This is a genomic window from Chitinimonas sp. (assembly GCF_041904975.1).
Taxonomy (GTDB): Bacteria; Pseudomonadota; Gammaproteobacteria; order Burkholderiales; family Chitinimonadaceae; genus Chitinimonas.
In genome coordinates this window covers 14,378-38,362 of sequence record NZ_JAYRLZ010000002.1, presented here as the reverse complement: position 1 = coordinate 38,362, position 23,985 = coordinate 14,378, and the positions used below count along the sequence as shown (strand labels likewise).

Annotated in this window: 12 protein-coding genes; 8 read left to right on the top strand and 4 right to left on the bottom strand. The window is 62.0% G+C overall.

Annotation, left to right across the window (positions count from 1 at the left end):
- The first annotated feature begins 105 nt into the window (after positions 1–105).
- The 6 genes from ACE3OH_RS00330 to ACE3OH_RS00305 all read left to right on the top strand — a co-directional run bounded on the left by ACE3OH_RS00330 (position 106) and on the right by ACE3OH_RS00305 (position 12,246).
- Positions 106–1,932, top strand: coding sequence for an adenylate/guanylate cyclase domain-containing protein (locus tag ACE3OH_RS00330; RefSeq protein WP_374347026.1), 1,827 nt, complete (start codon positions 106–108; stop codon positions 1,930–1,932).
- A complete protein-coding gene (locus tag ACE3OH_RS00325; RefSeq protein WP_374347024.1) occupies positions 1,933–3,594 on the top strand; it encodes a ShlB/FhaC/HecB family hemolysin secretion/activation protein in 1,662 nt (553 codons plus the stop codon).
- On the top strand, positions 3,594–9,776 hold the full coding sequence (locus ACE3OH_RS00320) for a filamentous hemagglutinin N-terminal domain-containing protein (RefSeq protein ID WP_374347022.1): 6,183 nt from the start codon (positions 3,594–3,596) through the stop codon (positions 9,774–9,776). The genes ACE3OH_RS00325 and ACE3OH_RS00320 overlap by 1 nt, the downstream gene beginning before the upstream one ends.
- A 424-nt stretch (positions 9,777–10,200) precedes the next feature.
- Positions 10,201–11,307 carry a hypothetical protein gene (locus ACE3OH_RS00315; protein WP_374347020.1) on the top strand — a complete coding sequence of 369 codons (1,107 nt, stop codon included), beginning with the start codon at positions 10,201–10,203 and terminating at the stop codon, positions 11,305–11,307.
- A gap of 1 nt (position 11,308) precedes the next feature.
- Positions 11,309–11,617, top strand: coding sequence for a ferredoxin (locus tag ACE3OH_RS00310; RefSeq protein WP_374347018.1), 309 nt, complete (start codon positions 11,309–11,311; stop codon positions 11,615–11,617).
- 8 nt (positions 11,618–11,625) lie between these two features.
- A complete protein-coding gene (locus ACE3OH_RS00305) occupies positions 11,626–12,246 on the top strand; it encodes an alpha/beta hydrolase (protein WP_374347016.1) in 621 nt (206 codons plus the stop codon).
- A gap of 10 nt (positions 12,247–12,256) precedes the next feature.
- Here ACE3OH_RS00305 and ACE3OH_RS00300 read toward each other — a convergent pair whose 3' ends face one another.
- The 3 genes from ACE3OH_RS00300 to putA form a co-directional block, all read right to left on the bottom strand.
- Entirely contained in the window at positions 12,257–13,210 is a 954-nt protein-coding gene (locus tag ACE3OH_RS00300) for a substrate-binding domain-containing protein (RefSeq protein ID WP_374347014.1), read from the bottom strand.
- A 114-nt stretch (positions 13,211–13,324) separates the two neighbouring features.
- Complete coding sequence (locus ACE3OH_RS00295; RefSeq protein ID WP_374347012.1) at positions 13,325–13,927, bottom strand: peroxiredoxin; 603 nt, start codon at positions 13,925–13,927, stop codon at positions 13,325–13,327.
- 319 nt (positions 13,928–14,246) lie between these two features.
- Positions 14,247–17,375 carry a bifunctional proline dehydrogenase/L-glutamate gamma-semialdehyde dehydrogenase PutA gene (gene putA, locus ACE3OH_RS00290; protein ID WP_374347010.1) on the bottom strand — a complete coding sequence of 1,043 codons (3,129 nt, stop codon included), beginning with the start codon at positions 17,373–17,375 and terminating at the stop codon, positions 14,247–14,249.
- Between the two features lie 220 nt (positions 17,376–17,595).
- Here putA and ACE3OH_RS00285 point away from each other — a divergent pair, with 220 nt between their 5' ends.
- Positions 17,596–18,096: an Lrp/AsnC ligand binding domain-containing protein gene (locus tag ACE3OH_RS00285; RefSeq protein WP_374347008.1), complete on the top strand. Its 501-nt coding sequence runs from the start codon at positions 17,596–17,598 to the stop codon at positions 18,094–18,096.
- A 332-nt stretch (positions 18,097–18,428) separates the two neighbouring features.
- Entirely contained in the window at positions 18,429–20,222 is a 1,794-nt protein-coding gene (locus tag ACE3OH_RS00280; RefSeq protein WP_374347006.1) for a bifunctional UDP-sugar hydrolase/5'-nucleotidase, read from the top strand.
- Between the two features lie 217 nt (positions 20,223–20,439).
- Here ACE3OH_RS00280 and ACE3OH_RS00275 read toward each other — a convergent pair whose 3' ends face one another.
- Entirely contained in the window at positions 20,440–23,859 is a 3,420-nt protein-coding gene (locus tag ACE3OH_RS00275) for a carboxypeptidase regulatory-like domain-containing protein (RefSeq protein ID WP_374347004.1), read from the bottom strand.
- Positions 23,860–23,985 lie beyond the last annotated feature (126 nt).

Here is a 23,985-nt window from a genome sequence, read left to right as displayed (position 1 = left end):
GATTTGAGCTAAAAAGGCACGGTTGACGCCAGACGCGGCGCAGGGTCAGCCCCCTGCCGCGCCAGTGCTTACCACGCACCTACACTAGCCTTAGCAAGCAAACCGGTGATCAAGCCCGCCACCCGCCTCCTCCATCCGACCACTTGGCCAGTTGCCGCCAAGCTCGCCTGCCTGCTGTTGCTGGCATCGCTGCTGCCGATGAGCCTCGGTGCCGCCTACACGCTACGTGGTAGCCTGGCCAGCATCGAGGCGACCGAGCAGCGCAATCTGCAGCAACTGGCTTCAAGCCTTGCCGGCCGCATCGACCAACTGATCAGCGACAGCCAGCACTTTCTGATCTATCTGTCGGTCCACGAAGCGGTCACGCGCCTGATCGATGATCCAAGCCCGGCGAATCGCGAGGTGGTGGCTGCCGAGATGGGCAAGCTGGCCAATGCCAATAAGGATGTCGAACTATTGATGGTGCTCGATCATGAGGGCACCACCCTGGTCGCGTCCAAACCGCAGTTTTTCGGCCAGGTGTTTCGCTATCGTGACTACTTCCAGCAAGCCTTTCGCGGCAGCATGTATATCTCCGACATCGAAGTCGGCGCCCTTACCCGCCAACCCGGTGTATTTTTTTCTGCGCCAGTGCCCGGAGCCGACGGCAAGACGGCTGGCGTGGCGGTGCTGAAACTGCGCGGGGAAGCCATCACCCGGATACTGGAAGCCGCGCACAGCGATTTTCGCTATGCCTTTATGGTCAATCGCGATGGCATCATCGTCAGTCACCCGGACTTTCGCCTGCAATACCGCAGCCTGATGCCGCTGCCGGAATCGGTCGAGCAGCGCATTGTTGCCGGCCGCCAATTCATGCTCGACAAGATCGACAGCCTGGGCATGACCGAACTGGCGCGCGCCATGGTGCCGGCCGATCAGCCCGGCAATGTGGTGTATCGCTCGCCCGCCAGTGGCGAGCTGGAAATTGCCGGCTATGCCCCCTTGCACCATGGCTGGATTATTGGCGTCAATGAGCCGGAATCGGTCTTTGCCCAACCCTTGCGGCGGCTGTCCGCCAATGTGCTGGCGGCGGTGGCAGTGCTTGCCATCGTCTGCATCTTGCTGGCCTTACTGCTGGCGCGGTTAGTGTTGCGCCCCATCCATTCGCTGGCCGATGCCGCCGAGGCGATGCGCCAGGGCGACTATGCCAAGGCGCGTGCCGAAAGCTACTGGCAGGACGAAGTCGGCGCGCTGGCCCATGCCTTTAACGATATGGTGCGCGGCGTGAAGGAGCGCGAGCGCGAGCGCGATATCTTCGGCCGGGTGGTGTCGCCCGAGGTGCGCGAAAAGCTGCTGACCGGCGAAGTGAAGCTGGGTGGCGAGAGCCTCAAGGTGACTGTGCTGTTTTCCGATATCCGCGAGTTTTCCACCATTTCGGAACAGATGAGCGCCGAGCAGGTGGTGAGCTTTCTCAATGAATACCTCACCGAAATGGCCGAGGCAGTCAAACCCTGGGGTGGGTATATCAACAACTTTATCGGCGATGCCATCGTGGTGATCTTCGGCGCGCCCATCGCCGCACCCGGCCGGGAATGGGCGGCAGTCGCGGCGGCGCTGGATATGCGCGACAGGCTGGCTCAACTCAATGCTGCACGCGCGGCGCGTGGCGAACAAAAACTGGAAAGCGGCATCGGCATCAGCACCGGCTCGGTGGTGGCGGGGCAAGTCGGCTCGATGGACCGCTTTCTGTACACAGTGATTGGCGATGCGGTCAATGTGGCAGCGCGCCTCGAAGCGCTCACCAAGGAATTGAAGCAGGACATCCTGGTCAACGGCGCCACCTACCAGGGCATTGCCAATCGTCCGGAAGTGCGGGTGGCCGGCATGGGCAGCCACCAGCTGAAGGGCCGCCGCGAAGCCACCGATGTGTACGCCATTTCCAGGGCCGACTAGATGCCAGCAGCCAAACACCCGTACCGCGCCCATCAGGCGCGACGCAAACCAGCAGGCCATCACCGCTTGCTGCTGCAGGCCGGCTGCCTGATTTCCAGCCTGGCGGCGATACCGGCGAGCACGCCTGGCAGCGTGGTGCAGTCACTGCAACAAACGCCACCGCAACGCACGCGGCCGGCCGAAGTACTGTTCCGCCGCGATGGCACAGAAAGCGAACACGACCCCAATGGCCCGCGTTTTCGCATCAATGCCATCGATTTTCACGGCAACACGGTGTTCGATGGTTTTCGCCTCAAACGCGTCGTAGAGCGCTTTGTCGATCGCGAACTGAATCTGTACGACCTGGGGCGCGCGGCTGATGCGGTGAATGCCTTTTACCAGCAACGTGGCTACCCCTTGGCGCGTGCCCTGGTAACTGCGCAAAAAGTGGTCGATGGCCGGGTGCGCATCGAAGTGGCCGAAGGGGTGCTGGGTAAGGTGCGCCTTGCCGGCAACCGCCGCTATGGCAGCGACACCCTGCTGCAGCGCGGTGGCAGCCTGCAGACCGGCCAGCCGATCAATCTACCGCTGCTGGAGCGCAAGCTGCTGTTGCTCAATGATCAGCCCGGCTTGCAGGCGCGCGCCACCTTGCAGGCGGGTAGCGACTACGGCAGCTCGGATTTGTTGCTGCAGATCGTGGAAAGACCGTTGGCGCTGGACCTGACCCTGACCAATGCGGCGCGCGAAGATATCGGCCAGACCCGTATCGACGCCGCACTGAGCTGGAACAACCCGCTCGGTATCGGCGACCAGCTGGCACTGCGCGGCATAGTCAGCGAACACAAGCTGCTGCATTACGGCAAGGCCAGCTACAACCTGCCACTCGGCCACGGTGGCGATCGTCTCTCCCTGGCTTACTCCAAAGTGCGCTACCGGGTGGCCGGTGCTGTCGGCGCCCTGCAACTGGGCGGATTGGCCGACACCAAGGAGCTTAGCTGGAACCACCCATTGATCCGCTCGCGCCAGCACGACCGTAGCGTGAGCCTTGCTGCCAGCTATCGCAAACTCAGTCAGGACGCACTCGGCGTCGTGATTTCGCAAACCCGCCTGCCGGTTTATACCGCCAGCTGGAATGAGCGCTGGTTCGATGAGGAAGGCACCGCTTGGAGCACGCGTCTGGCGCTATCGAGCAATGGCCGCTCCAATGCCGATAGCCGGCGTCAAGATGCCGAGCAGCTGCGCATCGACTTTTCCGCCGATGCCAGCGCCAATATTGCGCCGCGCCTCGATCTGTTTGCCAAGGTCAATTCGGTGTACAGCCGCCAGCGCCTGCCCGATAGCGATAAATTCGATGCCGGCGGCCCCGACAGCGTGCGTGCCTATCGCCCATCGGAATTGCGCGGCGATAGCGGCGAATTGCTGAGTCTGGAGCTACGCCGGCCGTTCAGCATTCTCGGCCGCATGGCGCAGGCCACCGCCTTTGTCGACTATGCCCATGTGGTTTACAAGCAGGCCGGCTTGCGCAATGGCAATGATGAAATCGGCGGTGCTGGCCTCGGACTGGCGGTGTACCCGAGCGCGACCACCACGGCTAAAGTGGAAATCGCCACGCCGTTTACCAGCCGCCGTGCCGACGATGGTAAGCATGTCCGCCTGTGGTTCAACCTGAGCGCGAGTTTCTGATGTCCCATCCGGCCCTTCCCGCCCGCCCGGCTTTACTGGCGCTCGCTTGCCTGGCGGCGCTTTGGGTGGCGGCCGACCCGGCATCCAGCCTGCCGGCCGGCCCCGCGCTGGTGGCGGGACAGGCACAGATCGGCAGCAATGGGGTGCTGCAGTACAGCGACAAGGCGATCATCGACTGGCAGCAGTTCAATATCGGCGCCGGCAAACAATTCACTTTCCAGCAGCCCGGCGCCAACTCGGTGGTGTTGAACCGGGTGGTGGGCAACGACCCTTCACACATCCTCGGCAGCCTGCGCGGCAATGGCCAGGTGTTCCTGGTCAATCCGCATGGCATCTATTTCGGCGCTGGCGCCAGTGTTGATGTGCACGGCCTGATCGCCAGCACCCTGGGTATCCGTAATGACGACTTCCTGGCCGGCCGCTATCTGTTTACCGGCAATGGCGAGACGAGCGAAATACGCAATGAAGGCTTGCTACGCAGCCAGCCCGGCGGGCGGATTGCGCTGCTCGGCGAGCGAGTCAGCAATCAGGGGCGCATAGAGGCGCGGCTTGGCAGTGTCTTGCTGGCGGCAGGCCGGCAGGTGCAGCTGGATCTGAGCGGCGATGGCTTGATCGGCTACGCACTCACGCAAGAAGCCGGCAGCCATCTGGCTGGCGCCATCAATAGCGGCCATATCGAGGCTGATGGCGGCAAGGTGGTGCTGAGCGCCCGTACTGCCCGCCAGCTGGCGGCCAGTGCGGTCAACAATAGCGGCGTGATCCAGGCGCGGGGCGTCAGCAGCCATGATGGCGTGGTCGAACTGCTGGCCAGTGGCGGCGATGTCGATTCCAGCGGCAGCATCGATGTGTCCGGCGCGGCCGGCGGAAACGTGACCCTGCAGTCCGATGCCGGTAGCCGCATATCCGGCACGGTGCTGGCACGGGGCAGTCAGGCGGGTGGTGGCCAGATCAGCCTGTTCGGCCAGCAGGTCGCGTTGCACGACGGCGCGCTGCTTGATGCCAGCGGTAATAGCGGCGGTGGCAGCATCCTGGTCGGCGGCGATTGGCAGGGTAGCGGCAGTGCGCCCCATGCCAGCCAGACCGATATTGCCGGCTCGGCCCGACTGCTGGTCGATGGCGGCGAGCACGGCAATGGCGGCAAGGTGGTGGTGTGGTCGGATGGCCAGACCCGTTTTCAGGGCAGCATCTTTGCCCGAGGCGGCGCCGCCGGCGGCAATGGCGGGCAGGTGGAGGTTTCCGGCCACCGGCTGAGTTTTGCCGGCCAGGTCGATACCAGTGCCAGCGCGGGAAAGCTCGGCAGCCTGCTGCTCGACCCGGCCAATCTGCTGATCACCAATGCAGCGGGCGATGCCGATGCCAATCTGGCGAGTGGCGGCCTCACCGACAGCGCAGCCGGCAGCACCCTGTCGCAAACGGCACTGCAAACTGCGGCCGCCAGCAACAATATCTCGGTACAGGCCAGCGGCCAGATCACCTTTGACAGCAATTTCAGCAATAACCGGCTGGATCTGGCGCGTCCGGCCGGCGGCAGTGTTGAATTCATTTCCACCGGCAGCGGCGGGATTACCTTCAAGGACAAGAACACCGAAATCAAGACCAGCGGCGGCAGCATTGCCCTGCGTGCCCAAGGCAGCGGCGTGCTCAGCAATATCGGCAAGATCACCTCCGGTGGTGGCACCATCACCATGGAGTCGGCCGGCAGCGCTGCCACCAGTTTTTATGGACTGCTCAATGCCGGCTCTGGCTTGGTACGGCTTAACTTCAATGGCGGCAAGATCATAGGCGACAACCTGAGCGTGAATGCGGGCTCAGTGGTGATGCGCGGCAATGGCGCCATCACCATCGGTGGCGGCTCGGGCAATACCACCTTTGCCGCCGATGTGAACGGCTCGGTCTGGTATGCCACCAGCGGCAGCCTGACCATAGGCACGGTCGACGGCATCAGCGGGGTGAACAGCCACAATAACCATATGCGCCTGGAAGGCGCCGGCCTGCAGATCGATCGCACGGTGGACGCCGGCACCGCCAATGCGCTATTGGTCACCAAGGGCGGCAATCTGGCCCAGACCGCGCCGATCAGGGCCAATGCCTTGCAGTTGTGGAACAGCACCTCGGCGCGCAATAACGCCACATCGATGGTGCTGACCGACCCCGGCAATACCTTTACCAAGGTCGGCGGCAAGCTGGACAACGGCAGCCTCGTCATCAGCCGAAGCGGCGGGCTGGAAATCGGTACCGTCACCGCGCCGATTCTGGGCGTCGTGGTCAATCTGCCCGGACTGGAACTCGACTACGGCAATCTGACCATTACCACCAGCACGCCAACGCTGACCGCCAGCCAGGACTTTACCAAGCCGCAGACCACGCCTTTCCTCAATGGCTCGCAAAACCCGGCGGCGCTGTATTTCTCGGGCCTCGTCAATCTGTTCGATGGCGCCGGGCCGGAAAAGGACAATCAGAAAGCGGCTGCCGGCAGCATTGGCCAGCTCACCGTCAATGTCAGCGGCGGCGTGCTGCAGCAAAGCACCGATGCCAATAATCAATCCACCCAGGATGGCGCGATCCGCGCCTCTCGCATCCTGATCAATGGCAGCGGCACCGGCAATATCGAATTGACCAATGTGTACAACAAGGCCGACCAGATTGCCGGCCGTGCCAATGGCTCGTTCAGCTTCTCCGGCAGCGCCAATTCAGCCAGCAAGCTGACCATCGGCACGGTCAACGGCGTTACTGGCATTGCCACCACCTCCAACACCTTGGTGAAAGCCGCCCAGTACGATGGCAGCGGCAAGCTCACCCAGCAGGCGCTGTACAATGCCAACGATATTTCGCTGTCTTCTTCATCGCCGCTCGATATCAGCCAGAATATCGACAGCCGCAACAGCCATAACCAGGGCGGCACCACCACCATCGGCCTCGGCGGCGATTTTCTGGTACAGACCATCAGCGGCGCCAAGATCCTCGCCAATAATCTCGGCGTGCTCGGCCAGACCGGCCAGGGCACCTTCAATCTGCAGACCACGGTGGGCGGACTGTTTGCCGGTGGCGGCAAATACATGTGGATAGACAACGGCAGCTATAAAGGCCTGTTGTCGGCATTCGGCATCGGCGCGGTGGGCGACTCGCAGAACATCACCTATGTAAACAGCAGCGGCAACCAGACCAATCAGGCCATCGATGCCATCAACCGGCCGGTGGGGGATTTCTACCTGACCACCGGTGATGATCTGCGCATCATCCGCCTCAAGAGCACCGGCAATAACATCATGCTGCGCGCCAATAATGTCAGCGTGGTGCTCGATGTCAGCGTCAAGGACAATGAGCGCGTGCTGCTGGCGCCATTTGACGACAATCGCAGCATCGATCTGCGCAAGCAATATATCGTCGGTACCGGCTACCAGACCGGGGTGACCAGCAACACCACCTATACCTGGGATCTGCTCAGCAAATTCCTCAATGGCACCACGATTTATATTGGCGCCCTGCCCTATGCGATGCGCCAGGACAGCTTTGTCGCCGACCTGCTGGCACGCGGCTACAACTTTCCGCAATCAAGCGGCACCATCCAGGTCGGCCAGGATGGCGTCGGCAGCCTGAATATGGGCTTGCGCAGCCTGTCGCTACAGACGCTGGGCGATTTGCATGCCTATAACACACCGGCCTTTTACAACTTGCGTTTCTTCGCCGAAAACGTAGTGGCCGATGCCTTCAATGCCACCGGCGACCAGCTGCATATCATCAGCAACACCCTGAGCATGCCATCGAGCGCTTCGAGCTTCTATCAGACCGGCGCCAATACCCAGATCGTGTTGCGCAATACCACCGATCAGACCATCTGGCTGGGCATCCGCCCAGGCAGCGCCGCCAGTGGCAGCGAAACCCAGTATTCAGGCGACTTGCTCAGCAAATTCCGGGACGGCAGCACCATCATCATCAGCGGCACCACCGATATGAAATTCAAGGGTGGCGCGATCAAGATCGTCAACCCGGCCTATGGCGATATCCACCTGAACCAGGATGGTGCCATGGCACAGCTCGGGAATCGCAAGCTGGTGCTCGACACCACCCAGAACATCACCAGCGACAATTGGACCGTCGGCCATATTGCCCAACAGGGCAACACCGGTACCGCCGGTGGGCTGTGGGGCGGCTTTTACGATACCTCGGGCTGCGCGATTGGCGATGCGGCCTGTGCCGGCAGCAAGGGCGGCGGCGCCAGCAGTGGCAGCAACAACAATAATGGCTCCAGCGGCAATGGCAGCGGCAGCGGCAGCAATGGCTCGGGCACCAGTGGCTGCAATGCCAGCGGCTGTAGCGGCAACAATAGCAATACCGGCCCCAGCGCCGGCCCGGACAGCAGCGGCGGCGGCAATAGCAGCGGCAGTGCCGGCAATACCGGTAATGGCACGGGAAACTCCGGCACTGGCACTGGCAATACCAATGGCAATGGCGGCGCCAACGGCAGTGGCAACGGCAACAGTGGCAGCGGAACCGGCAATGGCGGTAACGGCAACGGCGCCGGGCCGAATGGCAATGGCAGCAGCGGTAGCGCCAACAATACCGGTAGCAGCGGCAACGGCAGCGCCAATAGCGGCAATGGCAGCAATGGCGGGGGCAGCGGCAGCAGTGGAGACAACTCCGGCTCGGGCGGAAGCGGCACAGGCAATGGCAATGCCGGCAATGGCAGCGGCGCGGGAGGCGCCGGTGATGGCAATGACGGAAGTGGCAGCGGCAATGGCGGCGGCGGTAGCGGTGGTGGCGGAGCCGGTAGTGCCGGCAGCGGCAGCGGCGGCGATGGAAGTGGTTCGGGCGGTGCCGGATCTGGCAGTGCAGGCAATGGCAGCGGCGCAGGGGATGGCGGCGGTGGTCAGGGCAGTGGTGGCGCGGGCTCAGGTAACGGCGCTGCCGGTTCTGGCAATGGTGGGAATGGCAGCAGCAATGGCGGAGATGGTAGCGGCACGGGAGCTAGTGGCGCGGGAAGCGGTGGCAGCGGCACCGCCGATAGTGGCAATGGTAGCGGCAATTCGGGAGCAGGCGGTTCGGGCAATGGCAGCGGCAACGGCTCGGACCAAACCGGCGGAGCAGGCTCCGGCGCCGGTTCGGGCAGTGGCACAAGCGGCGATGGCGCCAATCAGAATGGTGGTGGCGCCGGCGGCGCCGGAAGCGGCAATGGTGCTGATGGCAATGGTTCCGGCGCAAGCGGCAATGGCGATGGCAGCGGCCAGGGTGGTAGCGGCGGAGCCGGTTCGGGCAGCGGCGATAGCGGAAATGGCAATAGCGCTGGCGGCGCAGGAAGTGGCGGTTCGGGTAGCGGCAATGCCGGTTCCGGCAATGGCGATGGCGGTGCCGGCAGCGGCGGCAGTGGCAATGGAGATGGTGGCTCCGGTTCTGGATCAGCCGGCAATGCGCAGGGCGATGGTAGCGGCAATGGCGGTGCCGGCGCGGCCGGGTCTGGCGATGGCAATACGCAAGGCGACGCAGGTTCGGGCAGCGCCGGCTCCGGCAGCGGTGACGGCAGCGGTGGTAATGACCATGGCGGCAATGGTAGCGGCTCGGGCGGTAGCGATGATGGCGGCAGCGGATCGGGCAAGGGGTCGGGCAAGCAAGGATCAGGCTCCGGTGCGCCCGGCGAGAACACCGGCGGAGCGGGCTCTGCCGGCAGTGGCGCTGGCCAGGATGGCGGACAAGCCGGAGATGGCACAGGCCAGGATCAGGGCGGAAGTGGCAGCGGCAAGGCCGGCAGTGGCAAGGGTGGCGGCATCAATGGCCAGGAGGATGGCCAGGCTGGCACCGGTCACGACGAAGGCAGTGGCGCCGCTGGCAGCGGCAGCGGTCGCCCATCCGGTCAATCAGACAATGATGGCCGTAGCGATGGGCAAGGTGGTGGCGATGGCAAGGGCGCATCCGGTGGCCGCTCTGGCAAAAATGGCGGCGACGGAGGCAAGGATGGGCAAGGCGGCGGCCAGGACGGTGGCGGCAATGCCGGCGCCGGCCAAGCCGGCCTGCCCTGCGAGGAAATGCCGCTCAATCGCCGCATTGTCGACGAGAAGGATGCTGGCAGCCTTGATCTCAGCGATGGCAGCGGGCTGATCAAGGTACAAGGCGACGGCGTGAATGTGCGCCGCGATTGCCAGCGCGGAAAAGGCAATGGCGCGATACGGCAGGACGAGCGCGGGCGCTGATGCGCGGCTCGGCAAGCAAGGTGGCCGCAGTCAGGATAAAAAAATGGCCTGGCGTTGCGGCCAGACCATGTCAGTACAAAGGAGAAATAAAGGAGAAACATCGATAAATGCCCTAGAGCACTCACCGACAATGATATTTTCGGTTTATTAGTACAAATGTGTCAATTGAATTTCCGGCGATTCGCCAAAACAAAACCATTCAAGAATGCCAAATCGGGAAAACCGCAATGTTGTATTCATGCCAATTAATAGCCGCAAGAATTCGCTAATCAATTGATTCATATATGACTTGCCTGCCATGGTCGTTGCCATACCCCAATGCATCAGTCAAGTTCAAACACCCCACCTGCAGCTCAGCCAAGTAAACACAGTATCGTTATCGCAACCTCGCTATAATTTGCCCCTTTTTTGCTGATGCACGCCCATGTCTGACTTGAACACCTTGCCCGATCCACGCCACTACCCGGGTAGTGATAGCCACCCGCTGCACGAGCGTGCGCGTCGTGTGCTTGCCGAGCGCGAACTGGGCCGCATGGTCGCGGCAGAGGCCGAGCTCGATGAAGCCCTGTGGCAGCTGTTGAACAGCGAAGCAGCCATGGACTGGCAAGCCATGCACGATGGCATGCCCGACCAGGCAGTCGAGCAGGTGATCCGCAGCCGCCTTGCCGCCCTGTTGACACGACCGGCAGCCGGCGCCGACCACCACGCACTGATCTTTGCCCTGCCTATCGTGCTGGTGGCCGGCGTGCGTGGTCAGCATATCCTGCCCGGCAAACTGCCCGATGTGGCAGCCGTGCAAAGCCTGTTGATCGAACACGGCATTTTTGCGAGCGGAGCCGACCTGCACCTGTCGGCACGCCTTGTCGATGCCGAACAGATGGCACAGATCAGCGCCAGCCAGTTGCTGCGCTGGCGCGATGCGCTGCAATACGCTTCCGCCGGACTGCCGCACGACTTCCAGGAAAGCCCGATCAGCGTCAATGGCGATGGCGTGTATCTGCGCTTCCTGCTCGGGGTGGCCATGCAGCCGCGCGATGCCGCGCCAGTCGTGCAGCTCAATGCCGCCCCCGGCCCATGGGCGATGGCACTGAGCAAGCTCTTGGGCGAGCAGCTCAAGCATGATGCCCTGACCCTGTTCCCCTTGCCGCGTGCGCCGCAGGCCTGGCTGGCCGCGCTGGACGATGGCCGGGTGGCCCAGCAGCAGATCCGCTTTGAAGTGTTTGCCAGCAATGCACTACGCAAATTGCGCGAGGCAGGCGAAACCCCGGTGGCGGTGCTATCGGCTCACCAGGGCAAGGAATTGCGCGTCACCATCGGTGCCGAGCGCAATGGCGAGGAATGGGCCGGCTTTATCTGGCCATTGGGCGCTTCCGATCGGGTTGGCGTGATTCAGCAAAATATGGTGAAGCTGCTGCAGGAATGCCACCAGAGCGATATCCGCATCATTCCCGATGTACTGCCGGCCATGAAGGACCAGCTACCCTACTTCCCCATTCCGACCGAGTTGCCCGACTCGCTGACGAGGCATTGACATGAGCTATTTCAAGCACCATGTATTCTTCTGCACCAACCAGCGCCCCAATGGCGAGAGCTGCTGCGCCGATTTCGCCGCCGCCGACATGCATAAATATGCCAAGGACCGGGTGAAGGAACTGGGCCTGGCAGGCCCCGGCAAGGTACGCACCAACAAGGCCGGCTGCCTGGACCGCTGCGCCCAGGGCCCGGTGATGGTGATCTATCCGGACAATGTCTGGTATCAGTATGTGGATCAACAAGATGTCGAAGAGATCATCCAGGAGCACCTGGTCCACGGTCGCGAAGTCGAGCGCCTGAAGATCTGAGGCATGTCGTGAAGTCACCGCAATTTCTGCAGCAATTCATCGCCGGCCCGGCGGGCCGCCTCGATACCTTGGTACTCGACAGTGCCCTCGATGGTCCGCCGGTCGGCATCACCCTGGTGGCGCACCCGAATCCCACCCAGGGCGGCACCAATACCAATAAGGTGGTGCAGACCCTGGCCAAGGTGTGCTCGCGGCGCGGCCATGTAGTGTTTTGCCCGAATCTGCGCGGTGTTGGCCAAAGCGATGGCGCGCATGACCACGGCCGTGCCGAGGTCGACGATATGGCTGCCATCCTCGATCATGCCAAGTCGCAGTTCCCGGGCCTGCCAGTGGTATTGGCCGGATTTTCCTTTGGCACCTTCGTGCAGAGCCAGCTCTACGCCCGTCTGCCTGTCGGCGAGATCGACCGGCTGCTACTGGTTGCACCTGCTACCGAGAAGTGGGCGTTTCCGGATGTGCCGCCACACACCGTGGTGATACATGGCGAACAGGATGATGTAGCGCCCCTGGCCGCGGTGTTCGACTGGGCCCGGCCACAGGGCTTGCCGGTCATGGTGATACCCGGTGCCGGGCACTTCTTCCATGGCAAGTTGCCCCTGCTGGCCGATATCGCCAATCGCCTGCTATAGCTGACCGGGTTCAGCGGACCGGCAGACTGGATTGCCAGCCCTGGTAGCGGCTGATACTGTCGCGATCCACCAGGCCCGGCTCCAGCAGGATGGTCGGTGAAGGCGGGCGATGACCATTGAGAATGTCAAAGCCGATTTCCACCGCCCGCTGCGCCATCAGATACGGCGCCTGGCTGGCGGAAGCGGCAACGAAACTCGGGCTGCGCAGCGCTTTTTCGATATCGGGCGAGCCGTCGACCGCCGTCACCACCAGCTGCTTGATGCCGGCTTGCTGAGCCGCCTCATTGGTTCCGATGGCTTGCGGATCATTGATGGCAAACACCCCATCGATCTGGCCAAAGCGCTTGATGTCGGCCTGCATCTGGCGCATGCCGCCCCAGCGCGAGCCCATGCCATTGCCACTGTCGCTGAGAATGCGGATTTGCGGATAGTTGCCGAGTACGCTTCGGCAACCCTTCATCCGGTCCAGCACCGACGATACCTGCGGTCCGCTTTGCAGCACCACCCTGCCCTGCTTGCCCAGCGCCTGTGCCAGATAGGTGCATGCCAACTCGCCAGCGCGCCGGTTATCGGTCAGCACCGAGGCATCGGCACCATCGGTCAGCACATCGACCGCCACCACTACCGCGCCGCCAGTACGCGCCTTTTCAATTGCGGCGCTTAGCCGATGCGGGTCGGCCGCGTTGATCAGTATCAGGTCGACATGCTCATTGGTGAACTTCTGCAGATGGGCCAACTGGATTGGAATCGAGTAGTCGCTGGACAACACCTCGAACTTGACTGTCGGGTTGATGCTGCGCGCCTTGGCTTCGGCGCCGCGAATCAGCGCGCCGAAGAAAGGATTGGAAATCGAGCCGACACTGAAGGCCACCGAGCGAAGCGGGCGCGCTTCATCGGCATGTGCGCCAGCGGCGCCCAGCAACAGCCAACCCGCCAGCGATGCAATGTACATGAGCTTGTTCATCTGCCTCACCCCCCCCGACCCAACCATCATAGCCAAGCGCAGACATAAGCGAAGCGGCGATACAAATGACAATGCCCCGACCAGCGGGGCATCGTTTAAGGCGACAGCTGCGACTTACAGCTTGGCGGCGTTTTCGGCCAGGTACTTGGCCACGCCGGCGGCGTCGGCCTTCATGCCGGCCTTGCCCTTGTTCCAGCCAGCCGGGCAGACTTCGCCGTGCTCTTCGGTGAACTGCAGCGCATCGACCACGCGCAGCATTTCGTCGATATCACGGCCCAGCGGCAGGTTGTTGACCACTTGGTGCTGTACGACGCCATTCTTGTCGATCAGGAAGGAGCCGCGCAGTGCGACACCATCGTCATGCTCGACATCGTAAGCCTTGGCGATTTCATGCTTGATATCGGCCACCAGGGTGTAGCCAACCTGGCCGATACCGCCCTTTTCCACCGGGGTGTTGCGCCAGGCGCTGTGGGTGAATACGCTGTCGATCGACACGCCGATCACTTCCACATTGCGTGCCTTGAACTCTTCCAGACGGTGATCGAAGGCAATCAGCTCCGACGGGCAGACGAAGGTGAAATCCAGCGGGTAGAAGAACACCACGGCATACTTGCCCTTGGTGGCGGCGCTCAGGGTGTAGCTATCAACGATTTCACCGTTGCCCAATACGGCGCCTGCGGTAAAGTCTGGGGCTTTCTTGTTTACGAGAACGGCCATTTTTTGATTCTCCGGTGTCAGGGTTGGACAAAGACGCTCAAATGTAGGCCTAGAGCGCGCTCACGTCCAATTGAATCAGCCCAAGATTGCGATAGAAAGACACTATGGCAATCTGCGTGCGCCATGAGTCTGTCTCTAGTCAGTTCGGGCGCGCTCGCAGCAGCTTCTTGAACAGCCAAGCACGCGGGGCACAAAACCTTACCCGGGTGCAGTGCCCAGATGCTGCCAAGGCCACGCCAGCCTCATACCCGGTGCGGCAGCGTGTTCCCCAAAACAAAAGGGGCCTGCACATGCTGGCCCCTTTTGCTCACGGTTTGGCTCAGGCCTTCTCGCCCTCGCCACCCGCCATCAGCTTCACATTACCGCCCACCGCCGCCGTGTTGATGGTCACGGTGCGCTCGCAGGCAAAGCGCAGCAGATAGTGCGGGCCGCCGGCCTTGAAGCCAGTGCCGCTAAGGCCTTCGCCGCCGAAGGGCTGGCTGCCGACCACCGCGCCGATCTGGTTACGGTTGATATACAGATTGCCGACCTTGGCATGGCGGCGCACCAGCTCTACCGTGCTGTCCAGACGCGTATGCACGCCCATGGTCAGGCCAAAGCCCAAGGCGTTGACGCGCTTGATCGCGTCTTCCAACCCGTCGCTCTTGAAGCGGGCCACATGCAGCACCGGGCCGAAGGTTTCCACCGTCGGCAAGGCATCCAGCGCCACTTCAAAGGCATGCGGTGCGAAGAAGCAGCCATTTTCCAGGCCAGCCGGCAACGGCGTAGTCGCGATCTGGCGGGCAGATTGCGCCAGCTTGTCGCAGTAAGCCTGCAGATCACGCTGCGACAGCGTATCGATGGTCGGGCCGATATCGGTGGCCAGGAAGATCGGGTCGCCCAGGCGCAATTCCTTCATCGCGTCGCCCAGGCGGGCGATCACGTTATCGGCAATATCATCCTGCACCAGCAAGATTCGCAGGGCCGAACAGCGCTGGCCGGCCGAATTGAAGGCGCTCATCAGTACGTCGATGATCAGCTGCTCAACATGGGCCGAGCTGTCGGCAATCATGGCGTTGAGGCCGCCGGTTTCGGCGATCAGGCTGGCGATACAGCTATTGCGGGCCGCCAGGGTGCGGTTGATCTTCCAGGCGGCAGTGGTCGAGCCGGTAAAGGCCACGCCGGCCACGCGGGCGTCACCGAGCAGCTTGTCCGACAAACCGCCGGACTCGCCCGGCAGGTAGTGCAGCACCTTGGCCGGGATGCCGGCATCGAGCAGGGCCTCGATGGCACGCATGCCGATCAAGGGGGTGCGGCGCGACGGCTTGGCGATCACGGTGTTGCCAGCGGCCAGCGCAGCGGTGATCTGGCCCAGGAAGATCGCCAGCGGGAAGTTCCACGGCGCAATGGCGATAAACGGGCCGCGGCCGGTCAGGCGCAATTCATTCGACTCGCCTGTCACGCCGGGCAGGCTGATCGGTGTGCCGAACAGCCGGCGCGCTTCGTGAGCATAGAAGCGGCAATAATCCACCGCTTCGCGCAACTCACCTAGTGCATCGGGCAAGGTCTTGCCGGCTTCGCGACTGAGCAGCCACAAAAATTCATCCTGGCGTGCTTCGAGCAAGTCGGCCGCCTTGTCCAGCAAGGCAGCACGTTCGGCAGCCGGGCGCTCGGCCCACTCGTCCTGCGCGGCATCGGCATGGCTCAGCGCGGCATCGATGGCAGCCGCATCGCTGGCCACCAAGGTGCCGATCTGGCGCTGGCTATTGATCGGGCTGACACGCGGCTGGGCATTGCCGCTGAGGCGTTCGCCGCCAACGATGGGGCTGGCATGAAACTGCCGGTCTTCCAGCGCATTGAGCTTTTGGCGCAGTGGCTCGAGGGCGAGGGTATCGGTCATGGAGAATCCTTGGCTGTTCTGACGCGGGGCGAATACTTCGCTAGGGGCTTTCACGCCGGGGCTGACAGCGTGACGGGCAACTTGCTGCGCCGGGTTTTCGGCGATGCTTTCCAGCGGCACCCGAATATCGGCCAGCTGGTGCACAAATGAGGAATTGGCGCCATTTTCCAGCAGGCGGCGCACCAGATAGGGCAGCAAGGCGTGGAATTTGCCAACCGGTGCGTAAACACGGCTGGCGACGCCTTCGCGCTCGTACAACTGGGCGTGCAGTGCCTCACCCATGCCGTGCAGGCGCTGGATTTCAAACTGACGCCCGCCTGGCTTGGTGACATCGCCACGGGTGGCTTCCATGATCCAGGCAAGGGTTTGCGCATTGTGGCTGGCAAACTGCGGGTAGAAGCGCTGGCTACCGTAATCGAGCATCTTGCGCGCACAAGCCATATAGGCCACATCGGTGTGATGCTTGCGGGTGTACACCGGGTAGCCGGGCAGGCCGTTTTGCTGGGCGCGCTTGATTTCGCTATCCCAATAGGCGCCCTTCACCAGGCGGATCGGCAATACCCGGCCGGTATCCGCTGCCAACTCGGCCAGCCAGTCCAGCACAAACGGTGCACGCTTCTGATAGGCCTGCACCACCAGGCCGCAACCGCGCCAGTCCTTCAGGCTGGGTTCGCGCAGCAGGCGCTCGTACAGCCATAGCGATACCTCAAGCCGCTCGCTCTCTTCCGCATCGATGCTGAATACCAGATCGGCCTTGACTGCGGCCTGGGCCAGATCGAGCAGGCGACCATACAGCTCGGTGCGTACCCGCTCCCACTGGCCGAATTCATAGCGCGGATGGATGGCGGACAGCTTGACCGAGATCGACTGGCGGGCAAAACCGGTTTGCGGGTCGGGGTTGCGGGCCAGTGCGGCAATCGCCTGGTGGTAGGCCTGGAAATAGGCCTCGGCATCGGCATTGGTGAGCGCCGCTTCACCGAGCATGTCGTAGGAATAGCGCCAGCGTGGGTCGGCGTTTTTCATGGCCGACTCGATGGTCTCACCCACCACGAAATTCTCGGCCATGATCTTCATGCCGGCCTTCATGGCGGTACGCAGCACCGGCTCCCCCATCTTGCGCAACAGGCGGTCGAACCAGTGCCGACCTTCCGATGCCTCGATCCAGCTATCGGTGAACAGCAGGGCGCGGCTGGCGGCGCTGACCAGCCAGGTGGCGGTTTGCGAGCGGCGCCAGTCCTTGTTTTCCAGCAGATCGCGGATCAGCCGGTCCTGGCAATCGGTATCGGGTATGCGCAACAGGGCCTCGGCCAAGGCCATCAGGGCCAGGCCTTCCTCGCTGCCGAGGCCATAGCTTTGCAAAAAGCCTTCGAAATGGTTGCCGCTGGCGGCGTGACGCACGCCCTGGGCCAGCGACAGCGCCCGCACATGCACGGCTTTTTCCGCCAGATCATCGAGCCGCGCGTGCGGCAGCAAGGCATTGACCGCTTCGACTTCGTCGCGGAACAGATTGCTTGATATGGCTGCAAAGCTCGGCAGGCTGGTCGGCAAGTCGGAATAAAGAGTTTGCATAGGCTGCCTTAGGTAAAAACCGGCGCCGCGGATAGTGGCGCCGGCAGGTTTGGGCATCGGGCATAGCGCGATCGGCACTGCGCGCTTGTGGCTGCGCCGCCCTCGCCCATCATTGCCCGCCGGATGGCGTACAACGGTAAATGGACGGCGTGCATCGTACTGCGCGTTCGGGCAAATGTGCCGCTATTTTTCATCCCGTCATCCGGATAAAATCCGGCAAATGACGCATTCACCGGATATTCATCCAATGAGCATTGAACTTGACCGGATCGACCGCAAAATTCTCCGTGCCCTGCAAGACGATGGCCGTATCGCCAATGTAGACCTCGCCCGCCTGGTCGGCTTGTCGGCCACCGCTTGCCTGGAACGAGTCAAGCGACTGACCCGCGATGGCTATATCGTCGGCTTCGGCGCACGGCTCAACCCGGAAAAGCTCGATGCCGGCCTGCTGGTGTTTGTCGAGGTGGTGCTCGATCGCACCACACCCGAGGTATTCGAGCGTTTCAAGCAGGCGGTGCTCGATCGCCCCGAGGTGCAGGAATGCCATATGGTGGCCGGTGGCTTTGACTATCTGATCAAGGCTCGGGTGCGCGATATGAAGGCCTATCGCGACCTGCTCGGCAGTGCGCTGCTCAGCCTGCCCGGCGTGCGCGAGACGCATACCTACGCGGTAATGGAGGAGGTCAAGCACGAAAGTGCCATTCATATCGCCCATAGCTAGGCACTGATGACGTTTTGTCGGCGGATCGCGTTTCGTCGGAAGACCGCCGAGTGCAAGGCGTCGCATGCGCAGCGTATTCATCTACGTCAGCGTGCAACAACGCAGCAAACGGCGGTTTTCCGACGAAACCCACAGGGCCGGGACGATTTTTGCGGCAAGGCTGCGTTGTCATTCGCTGACATGGCCCGCCATGCGGCGCTCATTCCGCCTTGCTTTGCCGCAAAACTCGACCCGGCGCGACCGTCGACAAAACGTTAACAGAGCCTAGCGCGCCTTACGCCAAGCTTTGCTAGCATCGCACCCATCCCATTCGTTCAAGCGACCCACTCCCCATGTCACGATTTATCCTGCTTTCCCTCACCGCCGCCTTGCTCGGCGCCTGCGCCACGCCACCTGCGACGACAACACCGCCGCGCCTTGCCAATGCGCCACTGGTGGCGCCAAGCCCTGTTCCGGTGCGCCTGTTGGCGATGAATGATTTCCACGGCCAACTGCCGGCCGGTCGCAAAATGGACAATCGGCCGGTTGGCGGCGCGGCAGTGCTGGCGGCCTGGCTGCGCGATGCGCAGCGGGGCGCCGAGGGCCACACCCTGATCGTGCATGCCGGCGATATGGTGGGCGCCTCACCGATCACCTCGGCCCTGCTGCGTGATGAACCGACCATCCAGTTCCTTAACCAGCTGGCCAATCGCCACTGCCGGGCGGCCGAGCGGCTCGACCCCGACTGCAATATGGTCGGCACGCTGGGCAATCACGAATTCGACAAAGGCCTACAGGAATTGCTGCGCCTGAATCTGGGCGGCCCCCGCGCCAATGGCGAGCAGGCCTGGAACGAGCCCTGGCTGGGCGAATCGTTTCCGCTGGTGTCGGCCAATGTGGTGTGGGCAGATAGCGGCAAGCCGGTATTGCCGCCCTATGTGATCAAGAAGATCCGCTACCGCGATGCTGACGGCAGCGAGCGCGATGTCCCGCTCGCGTTTATCGGCGCCACGGTAAAAGGCACCCCCTTGCTGACGTCGCCTGCAGCAACCACGCGCTTGCGCTTTCTCGACGAAGCCGAGGCGGTAAACCACTACCTGCCGGAACTGCGCGCCAAGGGGGTGAACGCGGTGGTACTGACGATTCACCAGGGCGGCAACCAGACGCCCTATGCCGGTCCGACCGATAGCAGCAAGCCCGCCCTGACCGGTGCCATAGTCGATATCGTCAAGCGCCTCGAGGACGATGTGGCGGTTGTCGTCTCCGGCCATAGCCATGCCTTCAGCAATGCCATGCTGCCCAATGCCAGTGGCAAGCCGGTGCTGGTTACCCAGGCCTTCTCCTACAGCGCAGCCTTTGCACGCATCGATCTGACCATCGACCCGGTCAGCAAGCGCGTGCTCAGCAAAACCGCCGAGGTGATTCCCGCCTACGCCGATGCCGGCCCCGGCCTGCAACCCGACCCGCAGGCTGCCGAACTGGTTGCCAAGGCCGAGACCTTGATCGGACCGACCGCCAATCGCCTCGTAGCCCGTATCCAGTCCGATATCGACCGCAAGCAGGATCGCAATGGCGAATCCGCCCTTGGGCGCCTTGCCGTCGACGCCCAACTGGCGGCTGCCGGCACCGACTTCGCTTTCCTGAATCGCGGCAGCTTGCGCGATGACTTGCGTGCCAAAACCAACCTGGGCAAGGCCGGCCTCCCCTTGGGTGCGGTCACCTTCCGCGACCTGTATGCCGTACAGCCCTTTGGCAACTCCCTCACCCAGCTAACGCTGAGCGGGCAACAAATCTACGAGCTACTGGAACAGGAATTCTCCGGCAATCGCGCCAGCGACCCGGACCTGCGGCCACAGCTCCATGTAGCCGGCCTGAGCTATAGCTGGCAACTCAGTCGCAGCGGGAACAAGGTGGTGGAAGTGCTGAAAAACGGCAAACCGATCGATCGGCAGGCCCGTTACACGGTGGTGGTCAATCGCTTCCTGGCCGATGGCGGTGACGGCTTTACCGTGTTCCGGCAAGGTGCCGATCGACGTGATTTCGGTGGCGATGTCGAAGCGCTGGAGAGCTATCTGCTAGCCCAAGCCAAGGCCCGTGGCGGCTTTGTCGCCGCGCCGAACGACCAGCGGATTCGCCGGCTCGACTAGTTTTGCGGCACTCCTGCTGCCGTCTTCATCCCGATCGGCAAGACAAACTTGCCGATCGGGCAAGAAATCCCAGCCCCATTTGATGCAAGCTATTCGCACCAATCCAAGATACCCCCGGTACGGCCCCCCCTGCCCGGCAGCGCTCTGATACGCACAGAATACCGGCAACAAAAAAGGCATGGCTTGCGCCATGCCTTTTTCATGCCTGCGTAAGGCCTTAGAACTCGTAACGCATGGTGGCTTGTACCGCCCACTGCGATTCGCCCTTGGCCTGACGGGTAACTTGGTCGGTTGCCGCTGGCAAGACGTTGTAGATGTAACGGCCTTGCGCATCGACACCGGCATAGCTGACAAAGCTACGCGAGGTGCCGCCGCCAACGCCCTGGAAGTCCACTTCGTCGATACGACCCCACTTCTTGTTCAGCATATTGCCGATATTGAGGAAGTCGAAAGTCAGCGTGGCCTTGTGGGTGCTGGCAAAGGCCGGCAATTCCTGGGTTACGCGCATATCGATGGAATTGACCCAGCCGGAGCGGTCGTTATTGCGCTTGACCAGGCTGCCCTTGGAACCGCGCAGTCCCTCGTTGGCATCGACAATCGCCCAGAAGCGGTCTTCGTTCGGGTGGCTCGCCGCGGTATCACCCTTGAACACCACCTGACCGGACTGCGGACCCGATGGGATGAACATCAGGTCGTTACCCGAAATACCGTCACCGTTCAAGTCATTGCTATAGGTCCAGCTGTACGGACGACCGGTGCGACCTTCATAGAACACGCCGATCTTGGTCTTCAGATTGCTGAAGAACACCCGCTCGAAGCTCAGCGAGCCGCTGAGGCGGTCGCGAATCAACGAGGCCGAGTCCGACACCTCTTCGGCATTCGGATCGAACGATGCGCGGCCAATCCAGTTGGAGCGCGATACCGACGAGGTCAAGCCGCTCACTTCGGTAGCGGAAGTGCGGGTATAGGCCAGCGACCAGCCAAAGCCCTTGCTGAATGGCTTGCTCAGCTGCACCGTAGTGGCATTGCCGTCGCCCTTATGGGTCTTGGAAGCGATCAGCACATCGTTGAACAGCGGATTGTTCAGCGCACGGGTACGGAAACCGGTACACGCGCCATTGCTGATCGAAGCACCGGTGCTGGTCCAGCAAGCGGTGTCATAGCCTTGGGCGGTGTAGTACAGATCGCGGCCGTCGCTACCCTTGCGCGTGGCAGTGCCAAGGTTCAAGTGGCGATAGTAGAGGCCATCGTTGACACGGGTGTAGATATGCTCGGCGCTCAGCACTAGGCCGCCCCATGGCAGCTCCTGCTCGATAGCCAGATTGGCCTTCCAGACCGAAGGCTGGTTCAAGCCGTTTTCGATAAAGTCGACATTGGCAGCGGGCGGGTTGCCGGCCAGATTGCTAACCTGCTTGTTCGGGTCGGCGTTGAACAGACCATCAGTGGACGGGCAAGCCGGGAAGCTGCCGCCACAACCGACGATACGGGTGGCGACACCGGTGTTCTGGTAAGGATTGGTCAGCCAGACATTGGCAGCGGCGCCCTGGAACAGACCGAAGCCACCGCGCACCTGGGTTTGCAGGGTGTTCTTGAAGCGGTAGTTGAAGCCGAGGCGCGGCTGCACCAGGGATGCGCCATCGATGGTCTCAGCATTATTCAGACCAAAGCCACCGCTCTGGCGGGTATTGCTGGCCAGCACGCCCGGCACCATCGGTGCAGCAGCGGCAGCGTTGGCCAAGGGCTTGTCGCCGGTGCTCAGCTTGTCGATACGGATACCGGCCAGCAGATTGAGTTTCGGGCTGATGGTCCAGGTATCCTGGGCAAACAGGCCGGTATTGCTCAACGTCCAGTTGGCAACACCATCATTGAGCGTATAGCCAGGTGCGCCGACTTGCAGGGTGTAGCCGCTGGGGCGGCCACGGCGGAAGTTTTCCAGCGTTGCCTGCTCGATCAACTTCGCATTGGCCGTACCGCAGTTCACCGCACCGAAGCTATAGGTGTAGGTTGCAGTACTGTTCTGACAGCTGAAGGTGTAAGTGCCGTAGGTGTTCTGCAGGAAGGCATTCTGGATTTCATTGCGGCTGAAATCCGTACCCAGCTTCACTTCATGCTCGCCCAGCAGCAGGTTGCCAGCAAAGTAGCCATCCAGCGTCTTGGTCTTGAGCAGATTGAAATGGCGGCTCTGTTCAGTACCGAAAATCAAGGTGCGAGCGCGGCTGCTATCGGTGCCGGCTGGCGATCCATCAGGCAAGGGACCGGAGAACGACAGGGTCATTTGCGGCAGGAAGGCATTGTTCTTCGGTACGCTGTCGTAGTCACGCAGCGACAGCTTCGCCTCGGTATTGAACTTTTCGTTCCAGTTGGCAAACCACTGCCCCACCGTCGTCTCGATGGTCTTGTTCTGGGTATACCAGTTGCTGTTCAGCGACAGGGTGGTCGGGAAGAAGTTCGGATAGATCGGCTCGGTCTGCTCGGTTTTGGTGTAACGCAGGCTTGCACGGTGGTCGGCATTGATATTCCAGTCCAGCTTGGCCAGGTAGTCCTTGACCTTGAGCTTGGCGCTGGCGCCATCGAAGGAGCCAGCGTCAAAACCAAACTGCTTGCCGATCTGCTGTGCGCCGGCAATGGCCGATTGAGTGATACCAACGGTGGTGCCGCCATTATTGACACCGAGTGGCGCAAATGACGGGGCGGTGCGAGTACTGATCAGTTCTTCGTAATTGGTAAAGAAGAACAGCTTGTCCTTGATGATCGGGCCGCCAAACGTAAAGCCCTTGGTGTCTTCCTTGAAGCTGGACGGTGCAAAATAAGTGTCGGTGACCCGGTTGTAGCGATCGCCAGCCAGGCTGTCATCACGGTAAACGTAGTAGACGCTGCCCTTGAAATCATTGGTGCCGGACCTGGTCACCGCATTGATATTGGCGCCGGTATAGCCGACCTGGGTCACATCGTAGTTCGACACATTGACCTGTACCGACTGGATGGCATCGATGGAGATCGGCTGCTTGGCGGTTGGCAGATTGTTCGACTCGAGGCCAAAGGTGTCGCTGATGGTGATGCCATCAACGGTTACCGAGTTGTAGCGGCTATTCTGACCAGCCACCGCCACTTCGCCGCGATCCTTGCTGGTCTGCGCCAGGCGTGGGTCGTTACGGGCATAGTCTTGCAGATTGCGGTTGATCGAGGCCTGGTTTTCCAGCTCACGGCGACCCAGGCTGGTACCTGCGCCCATATTGCTGCTATTGAACTTGTCGCTGCGTGCCTTGCCGGTCACCTGGATCTTCTCGGTAGCCTGACCCAAGGCCACATCCACTTCCAGCGACTGACCCAGTTCGATATACAGGCCGTCGCGGCTATCGCTGGCACCGTCCTTGGACACCGTCACCTTGTACGGGCCGCCAACGCGCAGACCCTTGGCCACATAGCGACCATCGGCATTGGTATTGGTGGTGGTGGTCGAGCCGGATTCCACATGAACAATCGTCACCGCCGCGCCGGCAATGGCCTTGCCATCCAGCGTGGTGATGCGGCCACCGAGGGCCGAGGTGGTGTCTTGCGCAAAGGCTGGCGCAACCATCACCGCAACGGCAATGCTGATAGCGCTTCGGGAAAACCCGAATAGGTGAGATTGATTCATGGTACTAAGTTCTCCGGCGGGAAATTGGATCGTGCACCGCGCCGTGGGGGCGCGTTACCTGAAAGTCGGCCGATACTCTACAGAAAACATTACAAAAATATTAATAGTCATGCAGTCTGGCGCGAT